The sequence below is a fragment of the Pseudosulfitobacter pseudonitzschiae genome (assembly GCF_900129395.1).
GTDB lineage: Bacteria > Pseudomonadota > Alphaproteobacteria > Rhodobacterales > Rhodobacteraceae > Pseudosulfitobacter > Pseudosulfitobacter pseudonitzschiae.
In genome coordinates, this window is record NZ_FQVP01000005.1 from 133284 (window position 1) to 155382 (window position 22099).

Consider the following 22099-nt stretch of genomic DNA (forward strand, 5'->3'; position numbering starts at 1 on the left):
GCCGCGCGGCTGTCTGGCATGGGGATCGGGCGATTGACCAAACCGGTGATTGTGTTCGTGGGCGCCGTTTATCCGGGCCAGTTCGGGCGGTTGTGTGATTACCTGCGCGAAACAGGCATGGCCGACAGCTATTTCTTGACCACGCCGGGCCATATGGAACGCAATCGCGCGCGCGGGGCGCATATCCTTGGGTTCAAGCCGGACGGCAATATCGTTGGCGCGCAAAGCTATTATTATACGTCCAAGTTGGAACGATCTGCACGGATTTCACGCGGGGTGCTTTCGGCGCTGACCGCGTTTCAGAAGCGCCGCAAGATCGACGTGGTTGTGTGCCATTCATTATGGGGCGCGCCGCATTTTCTGTACGATGAAATTGACGCGGCCATTGTCAGCTATATCGAATTTCCCAGTTTTCGCGCCCATGGCTGGGACCCGGCCTATCCGCCGGACCAGTCCCAGCGGATGACCGATCGCAACGCCGAGATGCTGAATTTCCATCAGGCACTGCGCAGCGATCTGGTGATCTGTCCCAGCCGCCATGCCAAGCAGATGTTTCCCAAGGCTTTGCAATCGAATATCGAGGTGCAGATGGAAGGGTTCGACTTTGCCGCGATGCCCGAGGCCGAAGTTGCGACCGAACCACGACCGTTCACCATCGGTTTCGCATCGCGCGATTTGTCCTCGGCCAAGGGGTTTGAGACATTCATGCGCATCACTGACAAGCTGGTGGGGCAGGGTGTGGATGCCCGTTTTGTGGCCTTTGGCGGTGCGGGTGTGGCGACCTATGGCTACGAAGAGCAGGCCGTGCAGCGGCTGCATGACGGCAAGGTCAAGAATTTCCGCGATCATTTACTGCTTAAATACCCCCGCGCAGCATCAGCCGTCGAATTTCCGGGAAAGCTGCCATATGACGAATTTTCCAAACGCGTCGCCGAAGTTGATCTGTTCCACTACCCGCTGCAATTCGGCGTGGCGAACTGGGGACTGGTCGAGATCCTGGGCCGTGGCGGCTGTGTGCTGGCGCCCGACCGTGGCTATGCCGCCGAACTGATTCAGGACGACATCAACGGCCAGCTTCTGCCCGATGACGATGATGCCTGGATTGCCGCGACATTGGCGTTAAAGGACGATCCGTCCCGGCGGCTGCGGTATGGTCAGGCGGCTAGCGCGATGGCGCGCGCGCAATATGATCTGTCAGCGGTCGCGCCGCGTTACATGGGGCTGTTCAGGCAGGCGATGCTGAACCGCGCAGCGCGGGCTGCGGGCTAAAAACGCGTGCTCAGGCTTAGCCCAAAGACCTGATGTTCATCGCCGGGCTGGTCCTCGATGGGCGTGGCCACGTAAAGCGAAACGGGGGTGTTGCCCACGTCAAAGACAACGGACAGGCCGACACTGCTGCGCCGGTGCAGGCTGTCGTCGATGGTGCCGCCAAGTGTGTCATCCAGATCCCAGCTTGCGCCGCTGTCGACAAAGATGCCTGCACGGAACGGAGTGCGATAAATCTCGCCAAAGTCGCGTTGCAGTTCGATCGAGACTTTGGCGTAGGTGTTGCCCCCCAGCGCGTCGTTGCCGTCACGCGGGCCGATGCCGCGCGGGGCAAAGCCGCGAAAGGTGTCTGCACCGGGATAAAACCGGTCGATGGCGCGGGTGGCATTGCCGCTGGTGCCGTTGATGTTCCCGGCGTCAAAGCCGAAGAGCAATCGCAGATTGGAGGCCAGCGGAAATTGCATGCGCGTCTCAAGGCGCGTGTCCGAGATCGGGTCGTCCGTGCCGATGTTCCAAAAATACTGGTCCAGCCGGATGCGATAGCCGAACCGATCCCAATCTTCCTGTCCATCCTGCGCCTCTGCGGTGCGTTCGTGACGCAGGCCCAGCCGTACATAAGGCGCCGAAATGCCGTCGGTCTGTTCTTGCAAAAGCAGGGCGCTGGCGGTTGGTTCCACATCATACAGCCGGTGGTCGCGGTAGCCGATCCCGGCTTCCAGCTTTGTCGAAGGGGACAGCGCCCAGCCCAGATAGGTCTCGATCCGCAGGGATTCGTGGGTGTAGCTGCGGTCGTCATAATCGTCGCGCCCGCCTGCCAACTCAAAGCCGAGGTCGAAATCCGTCTCGAACGCTTCGGTGCGGTACAGGTTCAGGCTGTAGCGTTGCACCTCTTCGCCGTACTCAAGGTTGACCGCGCCATAGGTCCGGTCGAACAGGTTGTAGCGTTCATAAGACAGGCTGCCCACGACGCCGTCCTGGGACGCATAGGCCAGCGTTGCATCAATGCGGCCGGGGCGGGTGTCCAGTTCCTGTACGTCGATGACCAATGTGTCGCCTTCACGTGACAGGGCCACCGTTTCGAAAACGCCCGTGGACATAAGACAGTCTTCAATCGCGCGCAGCTCAAGGTCGATGTATTCGACGCCCTCTTCGGCGCCGCAGGTTGCCTTGATGTCTTGTTCGGGAATGAACTGCGCCCCACGCACTTCGACGGTGTTGACCATTTGCGACTGGACAGGTGTCGCGGTGGCCAGGGCGAGACCGAAAGCCCCCGTTGTGAGCAGGGTTTTGGTGAAATCCAAAGTGCCGTGGCAGCCGGCAAAGTGCAGTTGTGGCAAGGGGCAGTCTCTTTCTTGATCTTTCATCACCGCAAGCAAGCAGGTCAGCAGCGACCCGCCACAGGATTGGAGGTTATTATTGTAGCCGCGCTTTGAGAAGGGGGCGGGTGAGATAGCTGAGGACGGACCGTTTGCCGCTTTCGATGTCGACCTGGGCAATCATGCCGGGACGGATCGCGAACTCTTCGCCGCCGCGCTCCAGATAGCTGCGTTCGGTCTTGACCATGACGCGGTAGAAATCCTGCGGACCCTGGGGCGTGTCCTCTTCGACGGTGTCTTCCGAGATTTGGATGACGGTGCCGCGCAGGTCGCCGTAAGTGGCAAAGTCATAGGCGGTGATCTTGACACTGGCGGGCATGCCGGGCGCGATAAAAGCCACGTCGCGCGGTTGCACCTTGGTTTCGATGATCAACTGGTCATCCGTGGGCGTGATTTCCATGATCGGTTCGCCGGGCTGGACAACACCGCCAAGCGTGGTGATGTCGATGTTGTTGACACGCCCGGCCACGGGCGAGCGGATTTCGGTCCGTTGGAATTCGTCCTCTTTCTGGATCAGATCCTGCTGGATCATCAGCAGCTTGGCCCGGCGCTGCGCCAGATCCTTGTAGGAATCCTGCACATAGACGTTGCGTGTTTCACTGATCTTGCCGTCAATCTCGGCCTTTTTCTGTTCCAGTTGCAACAGGTTGATCTTGCTGACCGAACCGGAGGCTGTCAGCGGACGGGTGATGTCGATCTGCTCCTGAATGGCGGTCTGTTCTGCCTCCAGCGCCGACAGGGACGCCTCAAGCTTGGTGCGCCGGGCAGTGAACAGGCGCAGTTCCGTCTGCTCGGCGGCGTTCGGCTCGGGGCCAAAGTCCAGCTCGGGCTTTTCCAGCACCTCCGCCTGCAGGCGGGCCACTTCGGCAGTCAGCGCGGTGATCTCGGATTGTGCGGACAAAAAGGCCGATTGCGACCGGGTGGGGTCGAGGCGGGCCAGAACCTGGCCTTCTTCGACGATGTCGCCTTCGCTGACTGCAAGCTCGGACAGGATGCCGCCTTCAAGGCTTTGGATGGTCTGCATCCGCCGCAAGGGGATTACGCGTCCATCGCCGCGTGTGATTTCGTTGATCTGTGCAAGGGCGGCCCAAGTAACGCCAATGATCAGCGCCAGAATAATGGTTTGAATGGTCAGCCGCGCCACCCGCAGCGTTTGGCGTCGGTAACTGCCATCCATATGGCTGGATGTCATGGCATCCGCGTTGCTCATGTGACGGCTTGGACTGGTCGGGTTTTAACCGAATTGGCGCGCGCCGAATTCAGGATCTGCATCAGGTCGCCGTCCCGCGCCACGCGCCCGTCTTTCAGAACGATGGCCCGTTCGGTCAGGGCGAGCAATTCGCGCTTGTGGGTCGAGATGACCGTGGTGCGCCCTTCCAGCCAGTCCTTCATGTGGCTGATAACCTTGCTTTCGGTGATGTGGTCAAAAGCGGCGGTGGGTTCGTCCAGCAAAACCACCTTGGGATCTTGCAACAGCACCCGCGCGAGGCCGATCGACTGGCGCTGGCCGCCTGACACGTTGGCGTTGCCTTGCAGTTGCAGGTCCAACCCGCGCACGTGGCGCCGCACGAATGTGCCAAGTCCGACAGCATCCAGCGCCTCGAGCAATTCGTCATCGCTGTGCAGGCCGTGGTCCAACAGAAGGTTGTCGCGCAATGTGCCTTGGAACAGTGCAACGCTCTGCGGCAAATAGCCGATCTGCCGACGCCGGTCGATGGGGTCGATCTGGGACAGCGACAGGCTGTCGATCAACACGCTGCCCGATTGCGGATCGGTCAGCCCGGCCATCAGGCGCAGCAGGGTGGATTTGCCCGCGCCGTTGCCACCCAGCAATGCGATGCGTTCTCCTGCTCCGATGGACAGGTCGGGGATCGAGATCACGGGCGGGGCTTCGGGATCGTGGCGGAACACCACGTCGTCAATCTTGTAGTTGCCCGAGAGGGAGGAGGCGCGCACGAAATGACGGTCCACGGGGCGCTCGACGGGCAGGGCCATGATCTCGTCCAGCCCTTCCATCGCGGCGCGCACCTGCTGCCAGCGCGCCAGCAGGCCCGCGACCTGACCCATGGGGGACATGGTGCGGCTGGACAGCAGCGTGCAGGCGATCAGGCTGCCGACGGTCAGCTCGCCCGCGCTGATCAGATAGACACCGGCGATGATGACACCGGCATAGGCCAGCTTCTGAACCGTGCTGACCAGTTGCGTCATGATGTTGGTGATGCTGCGCGTCTTGATCGCGGTCGTCGCCATGGTCGCCGACAGTTGGGCGTGGGCGCGCTGCAACCGGCCTTCTGCGCGCGATGCCTTAACGGTTTCAAGGTTCGAGATGGTTTCCAGCAGCAACCCGTTCAGCGCCGCCGCCTCGCGGGTGTTTTCACGCGATGCACGGGCCAGTTTCTTTTGCATCAGGATGCCGGGCAGGATCGTGGCGATCACCCCTGCCAGCACCACAAAGGCGATATTGCCGCCGATGAACCAGATCACGCCGACAAAGATCAGCACGAAGGGCAGGTCGCAGATGGCCGTGACGGTGCCAGAGGTAAAGAACTCTCGCACAGTCGCGAAATCACGAACCTGGTTGGCAAAGACGCCTGTGGACGCGGGCTGATGCTTCAGCCGCATGTTGGCAACTTTATCAAAGAGTTGCGCAGACAACCTCAAGTCGAGATCGCGGCCCGAAACGTCCACCAAAGTCGACCGCATCAACCGCAGGACCAGTTCAAGGATGATCGCAATGCCGACACCGCTGGCCAGAATCCACAGCGTGTCAAAGGCGTTGCTGGGCACCACACGGTCATAGACCTGCATCGAGAAAAGGGCCGTCGCCACCGCCAGGATGTTCGCAGCAAAGGAGGCCAGAACCACATCGCGGTAGATCACCCAGTTGCCCAGCACAGGCCCCAGGATCCAGTGGCGTTTGTCCTTGCTTGGCGCGTCCAGCCGGTCAGATACGATGTCGATGGGCTTGGACACCAGAATGCGCCCGTCGTGCACGGCTTCGAGCTCGGCGCGCGACCACATGCAGCGGCCGCCACCAGCTTCGGGAACGATCACCTTGGCGTGGGTTTTGGTCAGGCTTTCCAGAATGACCGTCCGTCCGTTCTTCAGGAACAACAGGGCAGGCAGGCCGTGATCGGGAAAATCTTCGATGGATTCGTGGCTGATCCGGCAGCTCATATTGACGCGGCGCAAGGCCAGTGTCGCAAGGCTCTCACCCGCGGCGCCATCCTTGGCCTTGGGCAGCCCGTCTATCAGCTGACTGGACGACGTCGCAACACCCTGTACGCGGCACAGTTCGACAAGGCCTTCGATAAGCGGGTCTGAGGATGATGCATTTTTCATGCGAATTTCCAGTTTTACCTACGGGGCAAGCCTATTGCGTGTGTGAAGCGGAAATGATCAGCGTGCCCAGCACACCCAGATCATGCGCCGCGCGGTATTCGGTGCGTTTGCGTTCGTCGTATGTGTCGATCTTGTCGATTTGCGAGTCGTAAAGGTCACGGCCGGTTGTCAGCAGGTCCAGCAGCTCGCGCTGACCGCCGATAAACTGTTGTTCATAGTTGTCCAAAACCCGTTGCGCTTCGGCCAACTGCTGCGCTCTGGAGTTTTCCGTCGTGCGCAGAATGTTGATTTGCTGACGGGCGCTCGAAGCGGTGTTGGTCAGGTCGCGTTCAACCGAAACCAGGGTGGATTTGGCCGCTTGCAAGTTCAGCTCGGCGGATTGCACGCCGCGTTTGCCAAACCCGCTCGAACTGAGATCGACCCCCGTGGAGATGCCGATTGCGGTGCGGCTTCGGCCACCATTCAGGTCGGCGCGGCCCTGGGCCTGCAGCTTGATGGTGGGTAGGCGCGCGGCCTTGGCGGTTTGTACACCTGCGGCGGCCTCATCGGCCGAGGCGCGCGCAGCGATATAACTGGGCGCGATATGGACCGCAGACCGCACCTTTGCCGCCTGGGCATAGCGGCTGGCAAAGCCCAGTTCTGGCGGATACTGGATGCCTGAAACCGGTTGCCCTACCAGAAATTCGATTTGCGACAGGGCAATGCGGCGGTTTGCGACCAACTGTGCCATCTGGTCCTCGGCACGTGCGATCTCAAGCCGGGCGCGTGCCACCTCGCCATTGTCACTGATGCCAGCGGTGGCGCGGTCCTGTGCCTGCCCCGAAATCCTGCGCGCAAAGGTGGTGTAGGCTTGGGTGCGGGCGATTTTGAGATCGATGGTTTCGATATCGATAAAGAATTCCGCCACCTGCAGCGACAGGCCCTCCACCTCCATTTTCAGATCGGAAACAGCCTGAACGCGCACATGCGATGCCGCGTTGATCTTGCTGCGGATCAGGCCCCAGTCGTACAGCACCTGTGACACGGTCAGTGTGATGCCGGCCCCGTTCGAATCCGTGGTCGAGCTGTCGCCGGACAGGCTGATGCTGGGATAGTATTCATCACGCGCAGCCTGAATGTCGATCGAACGGCTCGCCACTGTCTGCCGAAGTGCTGCCACATTTCCATCACGTTCGGTTGCACGCAAAACGGCCGCTTCTAACGACATTTGCGCAGCGGCGGGCAGTGACATGGCCACCGTAAAAAGCGCAGCGGCCAGCGGTGCCAACCGGATGCCGGGGCGCTGCATGCGCCTGTTTTGCTTGGGCCGTGTCAGCACGATCATCAAGTGATCTCCGTCATCAATTCAGTGAACAGTCCATCTTGCGCCTCGGGAATGTACAGCAAGCTCGGGTCTGGCGAATCTGATACTAAAAAACCTGAAGTTTCTGGCAATTCAGTGGCATTTTCACCGCTAAATTCTGAAGAAGCTGCTTCTGCATCCTCGGAAGGAGGCGTATCTGCCGCCTCGGGGTCGAAGTCCGATGGTTCCAAGATCATATCCTCTGGACCCGTCAGTTCCTCGATGGCTGTCGCCAGATCGGTCTGGGTATCAGGCTGAGTGTTCTGTGCGACTGGGGCGGGCGTGTTTTCATCGTCAGACAAGTAGGCGATGCCGCTGCCCAGCGAGAAACCGGCGCCTGCAAACAGTGCCGTGTCGCCCCAATCTCCCGCGCCGCCTGCGTCCGCACTTTCGATGTCGGAAGAACCCGAACTGACCGGGGTCACGCCCTCGGTCGTCTGCATGGCTTCGGTAAATTCGGTGTCCTGCGCCAGATCAGGCTCGGGCGCCATAAGTCCGGTCACAACAGGGGAGCCATCGGCTGACAACAAGCGACTGAAATCGCCGTTTGGCCCGATGACAAAGAAGTTTTCAATGTTCAGGGTTTCGCCGTTTGACAGGCGCACAACCAGATCCTGCCCTGATTTCTCAGTGCCCAAAATGGACGCGCTGACGGACACATCCGTGGGTTCGCTCAGGATGCGCCGGGACATCACAGGTGCCGCGAGCGCTTGTGCCGCGTCCTTTGCCTGTGTGGTTACTCCAACGGTCACTGCCATCTCACTAACAAAATTGTTTTTACCTGACTTCGCCCCGCGCTGGATGAGCACTCAACCAAAAGTTGCCGAGCACATCACGAAGGCTGACGGGGCGTCTTTTGACAGCCAACATACTACAGCCTTATTTGTTAACTAATTGTTAACTTCTTTCAAGCGTGAGTTAAGGTTCAGGTTGTATTTTTCGGCACCACACAATCTTTTGTGGCGTTAATACCGTTTAAAATTATTAATTTACGGGCAAGGCTCCCTGACTTGGGGAACCTTTAATAGTTAAGATCAGGTCACCCCTAGGTTGCCGGATTGCCTTGATTTAGACAGAGTCGGAATCTGTTGAGTTGCCGAAGACACTATCCAGAAGCGTTGTTCCGGCATCGTCGACCTGACTGAAGAGTGTGTTCATCGCGTCTTCAATTGCGTCGTCTGCCAGCAAGCCGCTTTCGAACGAAGATGCGTCGTCGCCGGTTGTCTCGGCGTTCAACAAGTCGTCGAATGTATTGTGCTCTCCAAGGACGTCCTCGACGCCGCCGGCAAGAATGTCGTTCAGCAAGCCGTCGATCTCGGGGTCCGCAGCGTCACCGCTTTCAGCGGGCGCCGGTTCGAACAGGCCTTGGTCAACAAGCGTGCCGGTCAGGCTGGCATCACCGCTCAGACCCGCAAAGAGATCATCGGCAGTAAGATCTGTATCAACCACGTCCAGGCCAAAGATGTCCTCTTCACCTAGCAGGCCGTCAAAAATAGACGCCTCGGAGGCATCCGCGCTCGCGCCTCCAAAGCCTGGAAGGAACGCAAGGCTGTCGCCTCCGATCAGCGTATCAAGAAATCCGTCGTCGCCAGTCAACAACCCGTCTTCGCCGGTCACATCGTCCAGAAGGCTAGGGATGATGCTGGTCACGTCCTCGACGACAGTCTCAACCGGGGCCGTTACGGTTTCCAGAAGGTCCTCGGTTGTCTCGATGACGGTCTCTGCCGGGGCCGTTACGGTTTCCAGAAGGTCTTCGGTTGACTCGACGGCGGTGTCCACCGGAGCCGTTACGGTTTCCAACACGTCCTCGGTTGTCTCGACGACAGTGTCCACCGGAGCAGTTACAGTCTCCAGAAGATCTTCGGTTGTCTCGACGACGGTCTCGACCGGAGCCGTTACGGTTTCCAGAAGCTCCTCGGTTGTCTCGACGACGGTCTCTGCCGGAGCCGTTACGGTTTCCAGAAGGTCCTCGGTTGTCTCGACGACGGTCTCGACCGGAGCCGTTACGGTTTCCAGAAGGTCCTCGGTTGTATCAACGACGGTCTCTACCGGAGCTGTTACGGTTTCCAGAAGGTCCTCGGTTGTCTCGACGACGGTGTCCACCGGAGCCGTCACGGTTTCCAGAAGGTCCTCGGTTGTCTCGACAACGGTCTCGACCGGAGCCGTTACGGTTTCCAAGAGGTCTTCGGTTGTCTCGACGACGGTGTCCACTGGCGCCGTTACGGTTTCCAAAACGTCCTCGGCTGTCTCGACGACAGTCTCCACCGTATCGGTCACGGTTTCGACAACTTGTTCCGTGGTCCCGACCACAGTTTCAACCGTGTCTGTCACCGTATCTGTTAGGGGCTCGATGCTGTCCACGACAGTAGAGAGCGGATCGTCCAGAACATCCGAGGATTCGCTCTCCGTGATGCCGCCAAGAAGTCCGCCGACCAGCCCATCCGTGCCAAGCAAGCCACCGACAATACCGTCTTCTCCGAGGATGGTATCAACCAAACCATCTTCACCCAGCAGCGTGTCCACAACGTCATCGACAACGCCGTCCTCGCCGAGCACGGTGCCGACAACGCCGTCATCGCCCAGAACCGTATCCACGACCGTATCGACAACACCGTCATCGCCGAGCACGATATCGACAACACCGTCTTCCCCCAGAATGGTGTCCACCACGTCATCGACAACGCCATCATCGCCGAGCAGGGTATCGACAACACCGTCTTCACCCAGAAGGGTGTCCACAACGTCATCTACAACGCCGTCATCACCAAGAACGGTATCCAGAACACCGTCCTCGCCCAACAGGGAGTCCACGACAGTATCAACGACACCGTCCTCGCCCAGCAGTGTGTCCACGACCGTGTCGACGACGCCGTCTTCGCCGAGCAGTGTGTCCACGACCGTATCGACGACACCGTCCTCGCCCAGCAGGCTGTCCACGACCGTATCGACGACACCGTCCTCGCCCAGCAGGCTGTCCACGACTGAATCAACGACGCCATCTTCCCCCAGAAGGCTGTCGACGATACCGTCTTCACCGCCAATCAGGTTGGTCACCGGGGCCAGTGGCGTGCTTGAGGTCGGGGTGCCTGTCGAAGTTGGGGGCTTCTGGGCCGTTGTTGTCTGCGGTGTGGCAGAGGTATCTTCGCCCGGTTTCAAGGACTCCTTGAAATAGGGTTGATCGTCTTGCGAGCCATGCAAGGGGGCCGCGCCCAGGCTGGCCATCTTTGGCTCGGCGGGTGCGTCAATGCTGTTGCTGTCAGGTGTGGCTTCGACGGAGACATCCAGAGCCGCCACGTCAAATGCCTGTGCCGCAGCGCTGGCCGTGTCTTGCTCGGGATCTGCAAGGGTCTGATCCTGCGCGGCGGGGGTGTGATCGCCAGCTTTGGTATCTTGCGGGTGCGTGTCGCGGTCGGGAAGCGTTTCGGCAAATGCCTGCAATCCATCAGGCGAGCCGCTTTGCAGGGCAAGGCCCATTCCGATCGCGGTTGCCGTCGCCGAAACACCGCTCGCGCGTCCGCCACGGTCTTCTGCACTCTGGAGAGGGCGGCCAGGCAAACTCAGACCGTTGGCTTGATCGCCAAGCGTCTGACGCACCTGGGTGCCGCTGAGATTTCCACGCTTGCCCACTTAGGCAACTCCATATTTAGCCTGCGCTGTGCGCAACCGAAGCTTTAGAAACTGCGAGGCGGACCATCCGAAAGAGGCGGGTCTCATTCCTCATTGCAAACCTGTTACAGCACATAGTGGACTCCCTCGAAAGAATCCATACTTAAGCTTCAAACTAGATACTATAGTATGCGATTTTGTGATCTTTTCGCAAGCGCGAAGTGGAAAGCACATAAAAACGCGAAATAATTGGTATAAACACCCATCCAAAAGTATGTATTCCGCTTCATGCGCGATTTCAACGTCGGGGTGCGTTGCCTCCATTCCTTCGATCAAAGTGCACAAGAACGGCGCCAAACATTGCCTGAGCGACTCGCTCTGGACCTCGTTCAACCTGTGCAGATCACTTTGGTCGCGTATCGGACCGGACATCTTACGTGCTGCAACAACAGGGCAAGAGCGCGCGCGAAATGCCCTGTTTCCGACATCTTCGGCGGGTTGGCTTCTGAAAAGAGTGCATTCTGCCCGTTGACGGGGATAGAAGTTCGACGTTCTTTGCTGCACCAAAGTCGATGACCCGGACACAGGGCATATCAACGGCCGATACAACCACGAACCACAAGTACCATCTTGAAGGAGGAGTTGAGATGAACACCTTTATGAAAACGACGCTGGCCGCACTGGCGGTCGCCGCTCTGGGCGTCACTGCAGCCTCGGCGGAAACGCGAATCACTTATAAATCCGCCAAGACAGGATCGTCCTATTACCAGATGGGCGTTGAACTGGCCGAGGCGATGAAAACAGGCACCGATGGCGCGCTGATTGTCACCATCGAAGAAAGCCAGGGTTCCGTGCAGAACGTGATGGAGGTCAAGGCGCGCGGCGCGGATTATGTGTTCACCACTCCACCTGCGCTGGTTGGCCTGGCGCAGCAGGGCAAGGCAATGTTTGATGGCAAGGGCGACCCCAAGTTCGACGAGATCCGCGCCCTGTTTCCGATCCCCTCGCTGACCATGCATTTCGTGATGTCCGCAGACAGCGGTGTGACCGACCTCATGGGCATGGAGGGCAAGCAGATCCTGCTGGGCAAAGGATCGTTCGGTGCCACCGAGGGCGAGAAATACATCGAGACCTTTGGCCTGACCGACAAGGTCAAGATCGCGGATGCGGAACTGTCCAACGCGGTAGCTGCGTTGAAAAACGGCCAGATCGACGGTTTTGTCACCGCCGGATCGTGGCCTGCGCCCAATGTGATCGAGGCGGCGGCCTCGACCCCCGTGACCGTTCTGTCGCTGACCGATGAGCAGATTGCACAAACCGGCCGCACAAAGCTGGTGATTCCGGCGGGCACCTATGCAGGGCAGGACGCCGATATTCAAACCACCTCGTTGCCGGTCGTGGCCTATACCACCACCGCAATGGACGATGACACGGCCTATGCGCTGACCAAGACCTTCTGGGAGAGCAAGGCCAAGCTGGGCGACACCTCGCCGTGGTGGAATGGTGTGGATCAGGACCTGATGGCCAACATCGCAGGCAAAATTCATCCCGGCGCGCAGCGTTACTATGAAGAGGCAGGCATTGCCCTCACCGACGCGCAAAAGTAATGCGCCCTTTGCAGGCCGGGCATCGTTCCGGCCTGATCTTTTACAGCGACAGGTTCAATGATGGATATGCTTCCCAAAGGGCGCGTGCACGCGGCGTTCTGGCTTTTGCTTGCAACGGCTCTGGTGGGGTATCATCTGGCCCTTATCTTCTCTGGACTTGTGCCCAACCTGGTCAGCCGCCCATTGCACATGGCGTTCATCCTGCCGTTCATCCTGGTTTTGGGCGCATCAGGCCCCGCGAGCCGGATCAGCGGGGCGATCATCGCAATGCTTGGCGTGGCGGCTGCGCTGTGGGTCGCGCTGAATGCCGACCGGCTGGGGGATCAATACGGGTTTCTTGAGGGCAATTTTCAGGTCGCTGTGGCCGTTGTCCTGCTGGCCGTCACGCTTGAAGCTGCCCGTCGCGCCATCGGCTGGCCGCTGCCGCTGGTGGCTGCGTCTGCCTTGCTGTACGGGCTGTTCGGTCAATATATCCCGGGTCAGTTCGGCCACTCGGGCACACCGATCAACAGCTTCCTGGGCACGCTGACCATTGCCGAAGGTGGCATCTGGGGATCGCTGACCGGCGTGTCTGTCGGTGTCGTGTCGATCTTTGTGATCTTCGGCGCGGTGCTGAATGCGGGTGAGGCAGGGCAGGGGGTCATGAACGTTGCAGCCGCCTTTGCCGGGCGTCTGAGGGGCGGGGCTGCAAAGGTGTCGGTGATTTCCTCGGCGCTCTTCGGCTCGATCTCAGGTTCGGCCTCGGCCAATGTGGCGTCCACGGGGGCAATCACGCTGCCCGCGATGACCAAGCTGGGCTATCCCAAACGGCTGGCCGCCGCGGTCGAGGCGGTGGCCTCGTCCGGCGGGCAGATCATGCCGCCGCTGATGGGGGCGGGCGCCTTTGTCATGGTCGAACTGACCGGCGTGCCCTACACGGCAATCATGGCGGCGGCTGTCCTGCCTGCTTTTCTCTATTTTCTGGCGGTCTGGGTGGGGATCAATGCCTATGCCCGACGGTTCGACCTGAAGGGCGTCGACGCATCCGACCAGCCCGCGTCGCGTGACGTAATCATCACCTCGCTGTTTTTCCTTGTGCCCTTCACGGTGCTGTTGTGGGGCATGTTCTGGGCACAGTTTACCCCCGAATATGCCGCTGCATTGGCGATCCTGGCGGGCGCGCTGTTGTTGTTCGTAAATGGCAATCTGCAATGCAAACGCGAACAGGTTGCGGCCCGCTTTGCCTCTGCGGTGATCAACGCCGCGCGGCAGGTGTCGATGATTGCCGCGATCATCCTGTGCGCCTCGATCATCATCGGGGTGCTGTCGATCACCGGGCTGGGGGTCAAGGTGACCTCGCTGATCCTCGAGGGAGCGGGCGGGCTGTTGTGGCCATCGCTGCTGTTGACGGCACTGGCCTGTCTGATCCTGGGGATGGAGGTGCCGACGACCGCCGCCTATGTGATCTGTGTGTCCGTTGCAGGACCTGCGCTGACGCAACTGGGGCTTGAGCCGCTGCAGGCGCATCTGTTCGTGTTCTGGTTCGCGCTGCTGTCCACCATCACGCCGCCGGTTTGCGGCGCGGTGTTCATTGCGGCCGGCATGATCGGGGAAAACTGGTTGAAGGTGGCTCTTACCGCGATGGCGCTGGGCGTTGGCCTTTATGTCATCCCGCTGGGCATGGTTGCCAACCCCGACATGCTGCGGCTGGCCGATGCACCGGTGGCTGCGTTGATCGCGACGGTGCGGGTCGCGCTCGGCCTGACGTTGCTGTCCTATGGATTGATCGGTGCACGCAGGCCGGTGCCGACGGTCCTGATGGTGGTCGGTGGCCTGTGCGTTGTGTTCTCGGGGCTGTATTTCTGAGGCATTTGCCGGTTCTGGAACGCGGTCCGGCGCGCTGTCGTGAAGTGCTCTAAGATCCGCCGTCTTTGGGTCGCCATATCCGCAAACACTTTTCTCAGCAAAAACTGTACTATATCGTTTCAGAAGAGATATTTTGCTGAGATCAAGATTATGACCAAATCAAGCTTTCCAGCCAGCGGTGGCGATCACCTTGATCTTTTGCTTGCCACTTCGGAGATCGGTATTTGGGAGCTTGACGCAGCAACGGGCAAGGCGCTGCGCAATCTCAGGCATGACCAGATTTTCGGACATGATCAGCTTCTGGATCATTGGAGCGGTGATGTCTTTCTGACCTACGTTGTCGAGGAAGACCGCAAGCGGGTCGGTGCCCTTTTGAATGCGTCGCTGACCGATGGAGAGCCATGGTCCTTTGAAACCCGCATTCGGCGTGCGGATGGGGTTGACCGCTGGATCAGTGCCAAAGGCGTGCCGAAATTCTCGGAGACCGGGGAAGTCACCAAGCTGATCGGCCACGTTATTGATATCACTGCGACAAAGCTGACCGAGGACCGCCTTAGGTTGCTGTCAAAGGAACTGAACCACCGCGTCGCAAACACCTTCACAATCATGAACTCGATGATCCGTCACGCCTCGAAAAAGGCGAATACGGTCGATCAGCTCGCGCTCACCCTGATGGAACGGCTCGCGGCCCTTGCCCGGTCAAACAAGGTTCTGGTCGCCGAAGAGGCAGAACGCTCCAGCCTGCACGATATCCTGAAAATGGAGCTGGAAGCCTTTCTGGGGTGGCAGAAACGTATCTCGATTTCCGGGAAGTTGCATATCTGGTTTTCAGGCGAGGCTTCGGAAGCTCTGGCGTTGATCTTTCACGAGTTGCTGACCAATGCCGTGAAACACGGGGCGCTTTCGGTGCCTTCCGGTCGTGTCAATCTGACCGTCGAGGAGTGCCCTGACAGACGGGTCAAAATCAACTGGGTCGAAACGGGCGGGCCGTCCCTCGTGGGCGACCGGCGCACTGGCATCGGTTCGACGATCCTGCAAAACGCGATGCGTGACGAGGGCACCGTAAAGCTTGATTTCGCGGCGGAAGGCCTGAAGTGCGACATTGTCATCAATGACAGCTTCCGGCGGGAAGCGCCGGACATTCCCGAGCCGGTGGCGCCTGCGCGTGAGGACCAGCCGATTGCCGATGATGGCGCGTTTTCGGGGCAACGTATCATGGTTGTCGAAGACGATCCGATCATCGGGCTGGATATATCGGATATCCTGAAATCACGCGGCGCGCAGGTGATCGGACCCTTCACGAATGTGGCGAGCGCGTTGAAAGCGATACGCGACAAGCCGGACGCGGTGTTGCTGGACGTGAACCTGGGGCAGGAAACGACAGATGTGGTTGCATCGCAGCTTTCCGACCTTTCGATCCCGTTTCTGGTGCTGAGCGGCCAGTTCGACAGTTCGGATCTTGGTGCGGCATTCAAAGGCGTCACGCTCATGAGCAAGCCCTTTCGGGAACGCGATCTGGTGGCCGCTGTGCACCGGCTTTTGTGATTTGCCTTCCTGAGGTTCCTAAAACTTCGCAATCTGTGGCGCGTGCGGAACTCGCCTTGGACAGCCCCGATGTCGCTTCGCCAGCGCGGAATAACCCGGGCAGGGGGAGCGGTGTCTCTCACGCGGACTGTGCGACGGGCATCGGCTCCAAGTTGCCCGCCGATTGCGGCAGCATGAACCAGCCACCGTCCTGCGGGGCCGTGCTGGTGCGGATGTCGCACCCATAGGCGCGCGAGACCTGCGCGTCGGTCAGCACCTCGGCGGGGGTGCCATGGCCGATAATGCGACCCGACTGCATCAGCACGATCTGATGGGCAAACATCGCGCTCAGGTTCAGGTCATGCATCACCGCCACCACACCGCCGCCTGCGCGGGCAAAGTCGCGGGCGATTTGCATGACGGTCAGCTGGTGGCCGATGTCCAGGCTCGACACGGGTTCGTCCAGAAACAACCAGCGGGGCACGCCGCTGACCACGGGGCGCCAGACCTGGCAGAGCACGCGGGCCAGTTGCACGCGCTGTTGCTCGCCGCCTGACAGCTCTTGGTAAAAACGGTTGGCATAGCCCTCCAGACCCACTCGCGACAGTGCCGTCAGTGCCAGCCTGTCGTTGGTTTCGATCCCGCCGCGCAGGCCCAGCCGCACCACTTCGACGGCCTGAAACGGAAAGGCCAGCGGAGTCGCCTGTGGCAACACCGCGCGCTGCGCCGCCAGGTCATAGGGCTTGGCCGTGGCGATGTCGGTGTCGCCCAGCGTGATCCTCCCGCTGAAATCCACATCACCGGTCAGGGCCCGCATCAGCGTGGTCTTGCCCGACCCGTTGGGGCCGACGATGGCGGTCAGGGTTCCGGGTGCCGCCGTCAGGGTCAGCCCGTGCAGCACCTGTTTCGGGCCATAGCTGACTGAAATGTCTTTTGCGTACAGCATCACATATCCACCAATCCGCGCTTGCGCAGCAATATCCAGAGAAAAACCGGCGATCCCAGCAGGGCGGTGAGAATGCCGATGGGCAGTTCGGCAGGCGCCACGACGACGCGTGCGATCATGTCCGCCACCAACAGCAACGACGCGCCCAACAGGCCTGCGTTCACCAAAAGCCCACGATGGTCCGGCCCCGTGGCCAGACGCAGCAGGTGCGGCACCACGATGCCGATGAAGCCGATCCCACCCGAGATGGCGACGGCCGTGCCGGTTGCGGCAGAAACGGCGAGGATGGCAATGGTTTTCGTGCGCTCGACCGGAATGCCCATATGGTGCGCGGCAGCCTCGCCTAGGGCCAGCCCGTTCAGACCGCGGCCCAGGGTACAGGCCAAGGCGACCGACACCAGGATGACAGGGGCGGCGATGCTCAATTTCACCCACGATGCTCCGGCCAGCGACCCCAGCGACCAGAAAGTCAGCTCGCGCAGCTGCATGTCATCGGCCAGAAATATCAGTACCCCCGAAAAGGCGGCAAAAAGCGCGCTGAGCGCGATACCCGCCAGCAGCATCGTTGCGACCGAGGTACGCCCCGCACGGGTCGACACGCGGTATAGCAATAACATCGACCCCCAGGCCCCCAGAAAGGCCGCGACCGGCAGCAATCCGGCGCCCAATGTGGTTTGTACCACGGCAGGCAGGGCGGCACCCAGAACGATAATGCTGATCGCGCCCAGTGACGCACCGGTGGTCACGCCCAGAATACCCGGATCGGCCAGTGGGTTGCGGAACAGCCCCTGCATTACCGCACCGGACACGGCCAGCGCGCCACCGACGCAGATCCCCATGACCAGACGCGGCGCACGGATATCCCACAGCACGACCCGTTCGGTCAGGGTCAGCGCCTCGCCTTGTGCCAGTTTCCACAAGGCCCCCCACAACGAGGTGCCCGAGGCGCCGACGGCGAGGCTGACCAGCGACACCAGCACCAGCAGCAGGCCCAGCCAGACGTGCGCGCGCCGCGCCGTGGTGCGCCTGTCGACAAAGGGCAGGGTTGCGGTGTCGCTGGCCATCATCAACCTTGTCCCTGCAACGCATCATGCAGCGCTTGCGCTGCTTGTGGTGTGCGCGGACCAAAGCCCAGCAGCAACAGCCCGTCCATCTTGACCAGCGCGCCCGCTTCGGCGGCGGGGGTGGTGGCCATTTCGGGCATCGCAAACAGTGCCTCGGCAGTGCTGGAATGATCGCCTTCGCGGTCCATCATCAGTACCACGTCCGGTGCCGCGACCGAAATCGCCTCGGCGGTCAGTTCGCGGTAGCCTTCGAACTGGTCAATGGCGTTGATGCCCCCCGCCAGTGCGATGATCGCATCAGCAGCCGTGTTGCTGCCCGATGCCATGATACGCCCGCCTTGGGTGCTCAGCACGAACAGGACCCGCTTGGGCGCGCCCTGCGATTGGTTTACCTGCTGCGCGACGGTGTCAAAGTCGGACTTTACCTGATCGCGCAGAATCTGCGCCTTGTCCGGCACACCCAGTGCCGCTCCGATTGCGGTGATCTTGGTCAGCACCCCGTCCGCCGAAAAGGGCGCAGGAACAACAACCATGGGCACCGATGCAGCTTCGAGCACCGAAATCGTCTCGGGCGGACCCGCGCCCGGCTCGGTCAGGATCAGCGTCGGCTGCACGCTCAGCACGCCTTCGGCGGCCAGCGCGCGCATATAGCCGATATCTGTCAGCTCTTCTGCCGCAGCGGGATAGGTCGAGGTGGAATCGCGCGCCACCAGGCGGCTCTCCTCGCCCAGGGCATAGACGATCTCGGTCGTGGCCCCGCCAATGGCGACAACGCGGCTGGTATCATAGGGCGCGGCAAAGGCAGCCAACGGCAGCGTGCAGGCCACCGCCGTTGTTGCCAGCGCCCGCATCAGGGTTCTGCGTTTCATGCAACCGCCTCCGGCGCAAGCGCGGGCAGGGCGTCCACGATGGCGCGCCATTGGGGGCGGCTGTCGTAGTCGTCCTTGCGCACGCCAAAGACCTGAAAGATCAGCCCGCCATCTGCATCGAATGCCTCGACCGACACGGCCTTGCCGCGCTGGGTGGGCTTGTCGACGGCATAGACCTCGGCCACGTGGTCCAGACGCAGGTGCAGGTTGAAACCGGGGTCCATCACGTTCTGCCAGGGGCCCATCGGCTTGAGTGTCTCGATAGGGCCGGTGTGGATCTGGATACAACCACGGTTGCCGACAAAGACCATGACCTCGATGCCCGCTGCCTGAACGTCATGCAACATCCGGTCAATCGCACCGGTGGCCAGCGGGCGCACGAAAGGCGCGCCGGCAATGCGGTAAGCGCCCAAACGGTTCATCCGCAGTTTCGAGGTCAGGCGCATGAACTGGTGCGTGTCGGTCATCTTGGACCATTCCGATTGCAGCAAGTTCAGCTTTTCAGGATTTGACTTGGCGGCTTCGGTCGGCGCGCGCGCGGCCAGTTCCAGATGTGTCGGCTGCTCGGACAGGGCAGCCTCGGACCTGGCGGCGTCCCAAGCGGGCACGAAGGCCGCGTCGCGCAGGAAAATCTTGTGCACCGCGTCCCCTGCGGCATCGAACACCTGAAGACTGCGGCGCAGTCCGGTCTCTGTTTCCTTTTCGACCATGAAGGCGTGGCGCCAGTGCGACGGAAACAGGCGCAGGTCGATCTTGTCGTTCAGCACCATCGCCGCATGTGCGCCCGAGGTGTAGTTGGCATAGCTGCCGACTTTTTCGTTCACGCAAGACACGTTGCGCGTCAGCGCCATGACCTCGCCCAGTTGGCTGGCGATGCCCATGATGGTGTCGGGATGCGGCGCGATATGGGTGACGCCCTGACCGGTGTGGGCGGCAATCAGTTGCGCCTCGGTGATGCCCAGTTTGTCGGCAAGGTCGCGTTCGCGCAACTTGGCGTACTCAATACGCGCTGCGCGAATCTGCTCTGCGGATGGTGGTGTTGTTTGGCCCATGAAGTCCCTCTGGGTTGCTCAGTATGATGGGAAGAACTGGCTGCGGCCCGAGTTTCGGGGGACGTGGCTGGGCGGGTTTGGAAAACCTCTGCCTTTAATTCTTGACAGTTTTAGTCTGATTAAATAGGGGACTGCAAGCGACAAGTTTTCGACTTGCCGAGACATCAAAATCAAACGCCAAGCCAGCCCTTTCGCAAGCCCAAGGCAACCGCCACGCATTGCGAAGGGACTCCTGCATGACTTTCCGAACCACACGGGCACGTTTATGTGCTTCTACCGCCGCGCTGATCACAGTCGGCGTTGCATCGGGCGCGTTTGCCCAAGATCCCACCGAGGATTACCTTGGTGAAATCGTGCTGGGCGAGGGCAAGCGCGCGGTGCAGACTGACACCGCCATCCCCGTCACCGTCGTTGATCAGGACGAAATCGAAGACCGCCAGGCCGGTACCATTGCCGAGCTGATCGACACTGTTCCCGGAGTGACACTGGTCAACGGCACCACAGCGGCCGGTTCGGGCATCAACATTCGTGGCTACGGGGCAAACAGCACCTATGGCACAGATGGTAAGGTTCTGGTGCAGATCGACGGTGCGACCAAGGGCAGCGAAGAGTTGTACCGCATCGGTTCGCAGCTGTACACCGACCCGTTCCTGTACCGCGAGATCGAAGTGTTGCGCGGCACGGTCGGGTCGTTTGAATATGGCTCTGGCGTGTTCGGCGGCGTTGTGCGGCTGGAAACCATCGACGCCAGGGACCTGACACGGGGAGAGTTGGGCTTTGTCGGGCGGCAAACGCTGGACTTTTCCACCAACGGCAACGGGTTGGCATCGTCAACCACGCTGGCGTGGCAACCGGATGAACAGTTCGAGGTGTTGTTCAACTATACCCGCCGCCAGTTGGGCGTGCGCACCGATGGCGATGGCAACCAGATCAATCCTGACGCGGGCGACATTGACGATCCCTCGGGCCTGCTCAAGGCGCGCTATACCTTTGGCGCGGGCAACGACCAGTTCGTCGAGTTCAGCTATACCAAGACCCAGCAGGAACAGTTCGACGTGCCTTATGACCAGTTTGGCACGACACCGTTCGGCAACGTCGACCGTTATATCGAAAACGAAGTCGCCACGCTGCGCTACAACTACAATCCCGGCGATGTGGCATGGCTGAATGTCACAGCCGAACTGCTGTATTCGGACGAGCTGGTGGAGAGTGAGGCGATCAATGGCCCGAACGCCTTGCTGGATGCCGACAACCGCTATCGCACCACGACATTCCGCGTGAAGAACGAGGCACTGTTCAGCACGGGCGCCATCGACCACGAACTGCGCACGGGTATCGAATTCATCCAGCGTGAACGCTCTGACGCGACAGCAGGGTCCGCCCCTGGCGGGACCAAGGATGCGCTGGCGTTCTATGCCGTGGATGAAATGCAGATCGGGGACCGTTGGACGATCACGCCCGCCCTGCGCTATGAAAACCAGACGATTACGCAGGACCCGCTGAACGGCAACGCGAAATATGACAAGGACGCGCTGATGGGTGGCGTTTCGGCGCGTTATGCCTTTGGCAATGGTTGGGCGGTGTTCGGGTCGGCCTCGTACACCGAGAACCTGCCGATCATCGACGATCTGGATGATGCTGTCTTTATCGGTCAGTCGGAACAGGGCCGCAGCTATGAAATCGGCGTGGCTTACGATTCCGTTGATGTGTTCCGCAGCGGCGACAGCCTTGCGTTCAAGGTCAACTATTACAATGACCACCTGACCGATCTCACCACCTATGTGGGGCGTCCGGCGACAGAAACCGTCACCGCAGTTGACCGCGAGGGCATCGAACTCGAGGCCGCATATGCGATGGAAAATGGCTATTACATTGACGCCAACGCGCATATTTCCAAGGGCACAGCCTACAGGGAGAACTCGCTTACCGCGCCCGTAGGCGACTGGTATCAGAACCCGCAGGACAACCTGCGCCTGACACTGGGCCGCAAGTTCAGCGACGAGCTTGACCTGAGCTGGGAAGTCGAAGCGGCCAAACGCTATGACGAAGGTGGCACCGTTTCGCCCGGTTTCGGCGTGCACAACCTGCGGGCCACCTATGTGCCGCAGAACGGTGTGCTGGAAGGCAGCACCATCCGCTTTGGTGTCGAGAACCTCTTTGACAAGACCTATCAGCCGCGCCTGTCCACCCGCAACGCGACGGGCCGGACGTTCAAGGTGACCCTGTCCACAACATTCTAAGCGCTAGGAAAAGGAAACCC

Annotated in this window: 15 protein-coding genes; 5 read left to right on the plus strand and 10 right to left on the minus strand. The window is 60.4% G+C overall.

Translation table 11 applies throughout. The features are described 5' to 3' along the window. Nucleotides 1-33 precede the first annotated feature (33 nt). Entirely contained in the window at nucleotides 34-1269 is a 1236-nt protein-coding gene (locus BUC08_RS15215) for a glycosyltransferase family protein (RefSeq protein ID WP_200796210.1), read from the plus strand. Here BUC08_RS15215 and BUC08_RS15220 read toward each other — a convergent pair. From BUC08_RS15220 to BUC08_RS24815, 6 genes are all read right to left on the minus strand, one after another. Continuing rightward, nucleotides 1266-2603: a BamA/TamA family outer membrane protein gene (locus tag BUC08_RS15220; RefSeq protein WP_224551678.1), complete on the minus strand. Its 1338-nt coding sequence runs from the start codon at nucleotides 2601-2603 to the stop codon at nucleotides 1266-1268. The two genes, BUC08_RS15215 and BUC08_RS15220, sit on opposite strands and share 4 nt — an antisense overlap. Nucleotides 2604-2679: 76 nt before the next feature. Beyond that, a complete protein-coding gene (locus BUC08_RS15225; RefSeq protein ID WP_037925994.1) occupies nucleotides 2680-3852 on the minus strand; it encodes an HlyD family efflux transporter periplasmic adaptor subunit in 1173 nt (390 codons plus the stop codon). Further along, nucleotides 3849-5984: a type I secretion system permease/ATPase gene (locus BUC08_RS15230; protein ID WP_051694280.1), complete on the minus strand. Its 2136-nt coding sequence runs from the start codon at nucleotides 5982-5984 to the stop codon at nucleotides 3849-3851. The genes BUC08_RS15225 and BUC08_RS15230 overlap by 4 nt, the downstream gene beginning before the upstream one ends. Before the next feature lie 31 nt (nucleotides 5985-6015). Beyond that, on the minus strand, nucleotides 6016-7308 hold the full coding sequence (locus tag BUC08_RS15235; protein ID WP_224769679.1) for a TolC family protein: 1293 nt from the start codon (nucleotides 7306-7308) through the stop codon (nucleotides 6016-6018). Beyond that, nucleotides 7308-8078 carry a BapA/Bap/LapF family prefix-like domain-containing protein gene (locus tag BUC08_RS15240; RefSeq protein ID WP_143186759.1) on the minus strand — a complete coding sequence of 257 codons (771 nt, stop codon included), beginning with the start codon at nucleotides 8076-8078 and terminating at the stop codon, nucleotides 7308-7310. The genes BUC08_RS15235 and BUC08_RS15240 overlap by 1 nt, the downstream gene beginning before the upstream one ends. Nucleotides 8079-8394: 316 nt before the next feature. Then, nucleotides 8395-10953 carry a hypothetical protein gene (locus tag BUC08_RS24815; RefSeq protein ID WP_191610379.1) on the minus strand — a complete coding sequence of 853 codons (2559 nt, stop codon included), beginning with the start codon at nucleotides 10951-10953 and terminating at the stop codon, nucleotides 8395-8397. A gap of 626 nt (nucleotides 10954-11579) precedes the next feature. On the opposite strand from BUC08_RS24815, the gene BUC08_RS15250 reads away from it, so the two are divergent. From BUC08_RS15250 to BUC08_RS15260, 3 genes are all read left to right on the plus strand, one after another. Continuing rightward, nucleotides 11580-12539: a TAXI family TRAP transporter solute-binding subunit gene (locus BUC08_RS15250; protein WP_224551673.1), complete on the plus strand. Its 960-nt coding sequence runs from the start codon at nucleotides 11580-11582 to the stop codon at nucleotides 12537-12539. Between the two features lie 60 nt (nucleotides 12540-12599). Further along, nucleotides 12600-14384: a TRAP transporter permease gene (locus tag BUC08_RS15255; protein WP_051694338.1), complete on the plus strand. Its 1785-nt coding sequence runs from the start codon at nucleotides 12600-12602 to the stop codon at nucleotides 14382-14384. A 150-nt stretch (nucleotides 14385-14534) separates the two neighbouring features. After that, the gene (locus BUC08_RS15260; RefSeq protein WP_037925985.1) at nucleotides 14535-15929 is read left to right on the plus strand and encodes an HWE histidine kinase domain-containing protein; all 1395 of its coding nucleotides are present in this window, start codon (nucleotides 14535-14537) and stop codon (nucleotides 15927-15929) included. Nucleotides 15930-16047: 118 nt separating this feature from the next. On the opposite strand, the gene BUC08_RS15265 is transcribed toward BUC08_RS15260, so the two are convergent. The 4 genes from BUC08_RS15265 to BUC08_RS15280 are packed head-to-tail and all read right to left on the minus strand — an operon-like array spanning nucleotide 16048 to nucleotide 19839. After that, nucleotides 16048-16854 (minus strand): heme ABC transporter ATP-binding protein, encoded by an 807-nt coding sequence (locus BUC08_RS15265; protein WP_037925981.1) that lies wholly within the window; start codon nucleotides 16852-16854, stop codon nucleotides 16048-16050. Next, on the minus strand, nucleotides 16854-17921 hold the full coding sequence (locus BUC08_RS15270) for a FecCD family ABC transporter permease (RefSeq protein WP_037925979.1): 1068 nt from the start codon (nucleotides 17919-17921) through the stop codon (nucleotides 16854-16856). The genes BUC08_RS15265 and BUC08_RS15270 overlap by 1 nt, the downstream gene beginning before the upstream one ends. Then, the gene (locus tag BUC08_RS15275) at nucleotides 17921-18787 is read right to left on the minus strand and encodes a heme/hemin ABC transporter substrate-binding protein (RefSeq protein WP_037925975.1); all 867 of its coding nucleotides are present in this window, start codon (nucleotides 18785-18787) and stop codon (nucleotides 17921-17923) included. Before BUC08_RS15275 ends, BUC08_RS15270 begins: the two co-directional genes overlap by 1 nt. Next, entirely contained in the window at nucleotides 18784-19839 is a 1056-nt protein-coding gene (locus BUC08_RS15280) for a hemin-degrading factor (RefSeq protein WP_037925973.1), read from the minus strand. The genes BUC08_RS15275 and BUC08_RS15280 overlap by 4 nt, the downstream gene beginning before the upstream one ends. A gap of 236 nt (nucleotides 19840-20075) precedes the next feature. Between BUC08_RS15280 and BUC08_RS15285 the strand changes: the two genes are divergently transcribed. Further along, complete coding sequence (locus BUC08_RS15285) at nucleotides 20076-22079, plus strand: TonB-dependent receptor domain-containing protein (RefSeq protein WP_143186760.1); 2004 nt, start codon at nucleotides 20076-20078, stop codon at nucleotides 22077-22079. Nucleotides 22080-22099 lie beyond the last annotated feature (20 nt).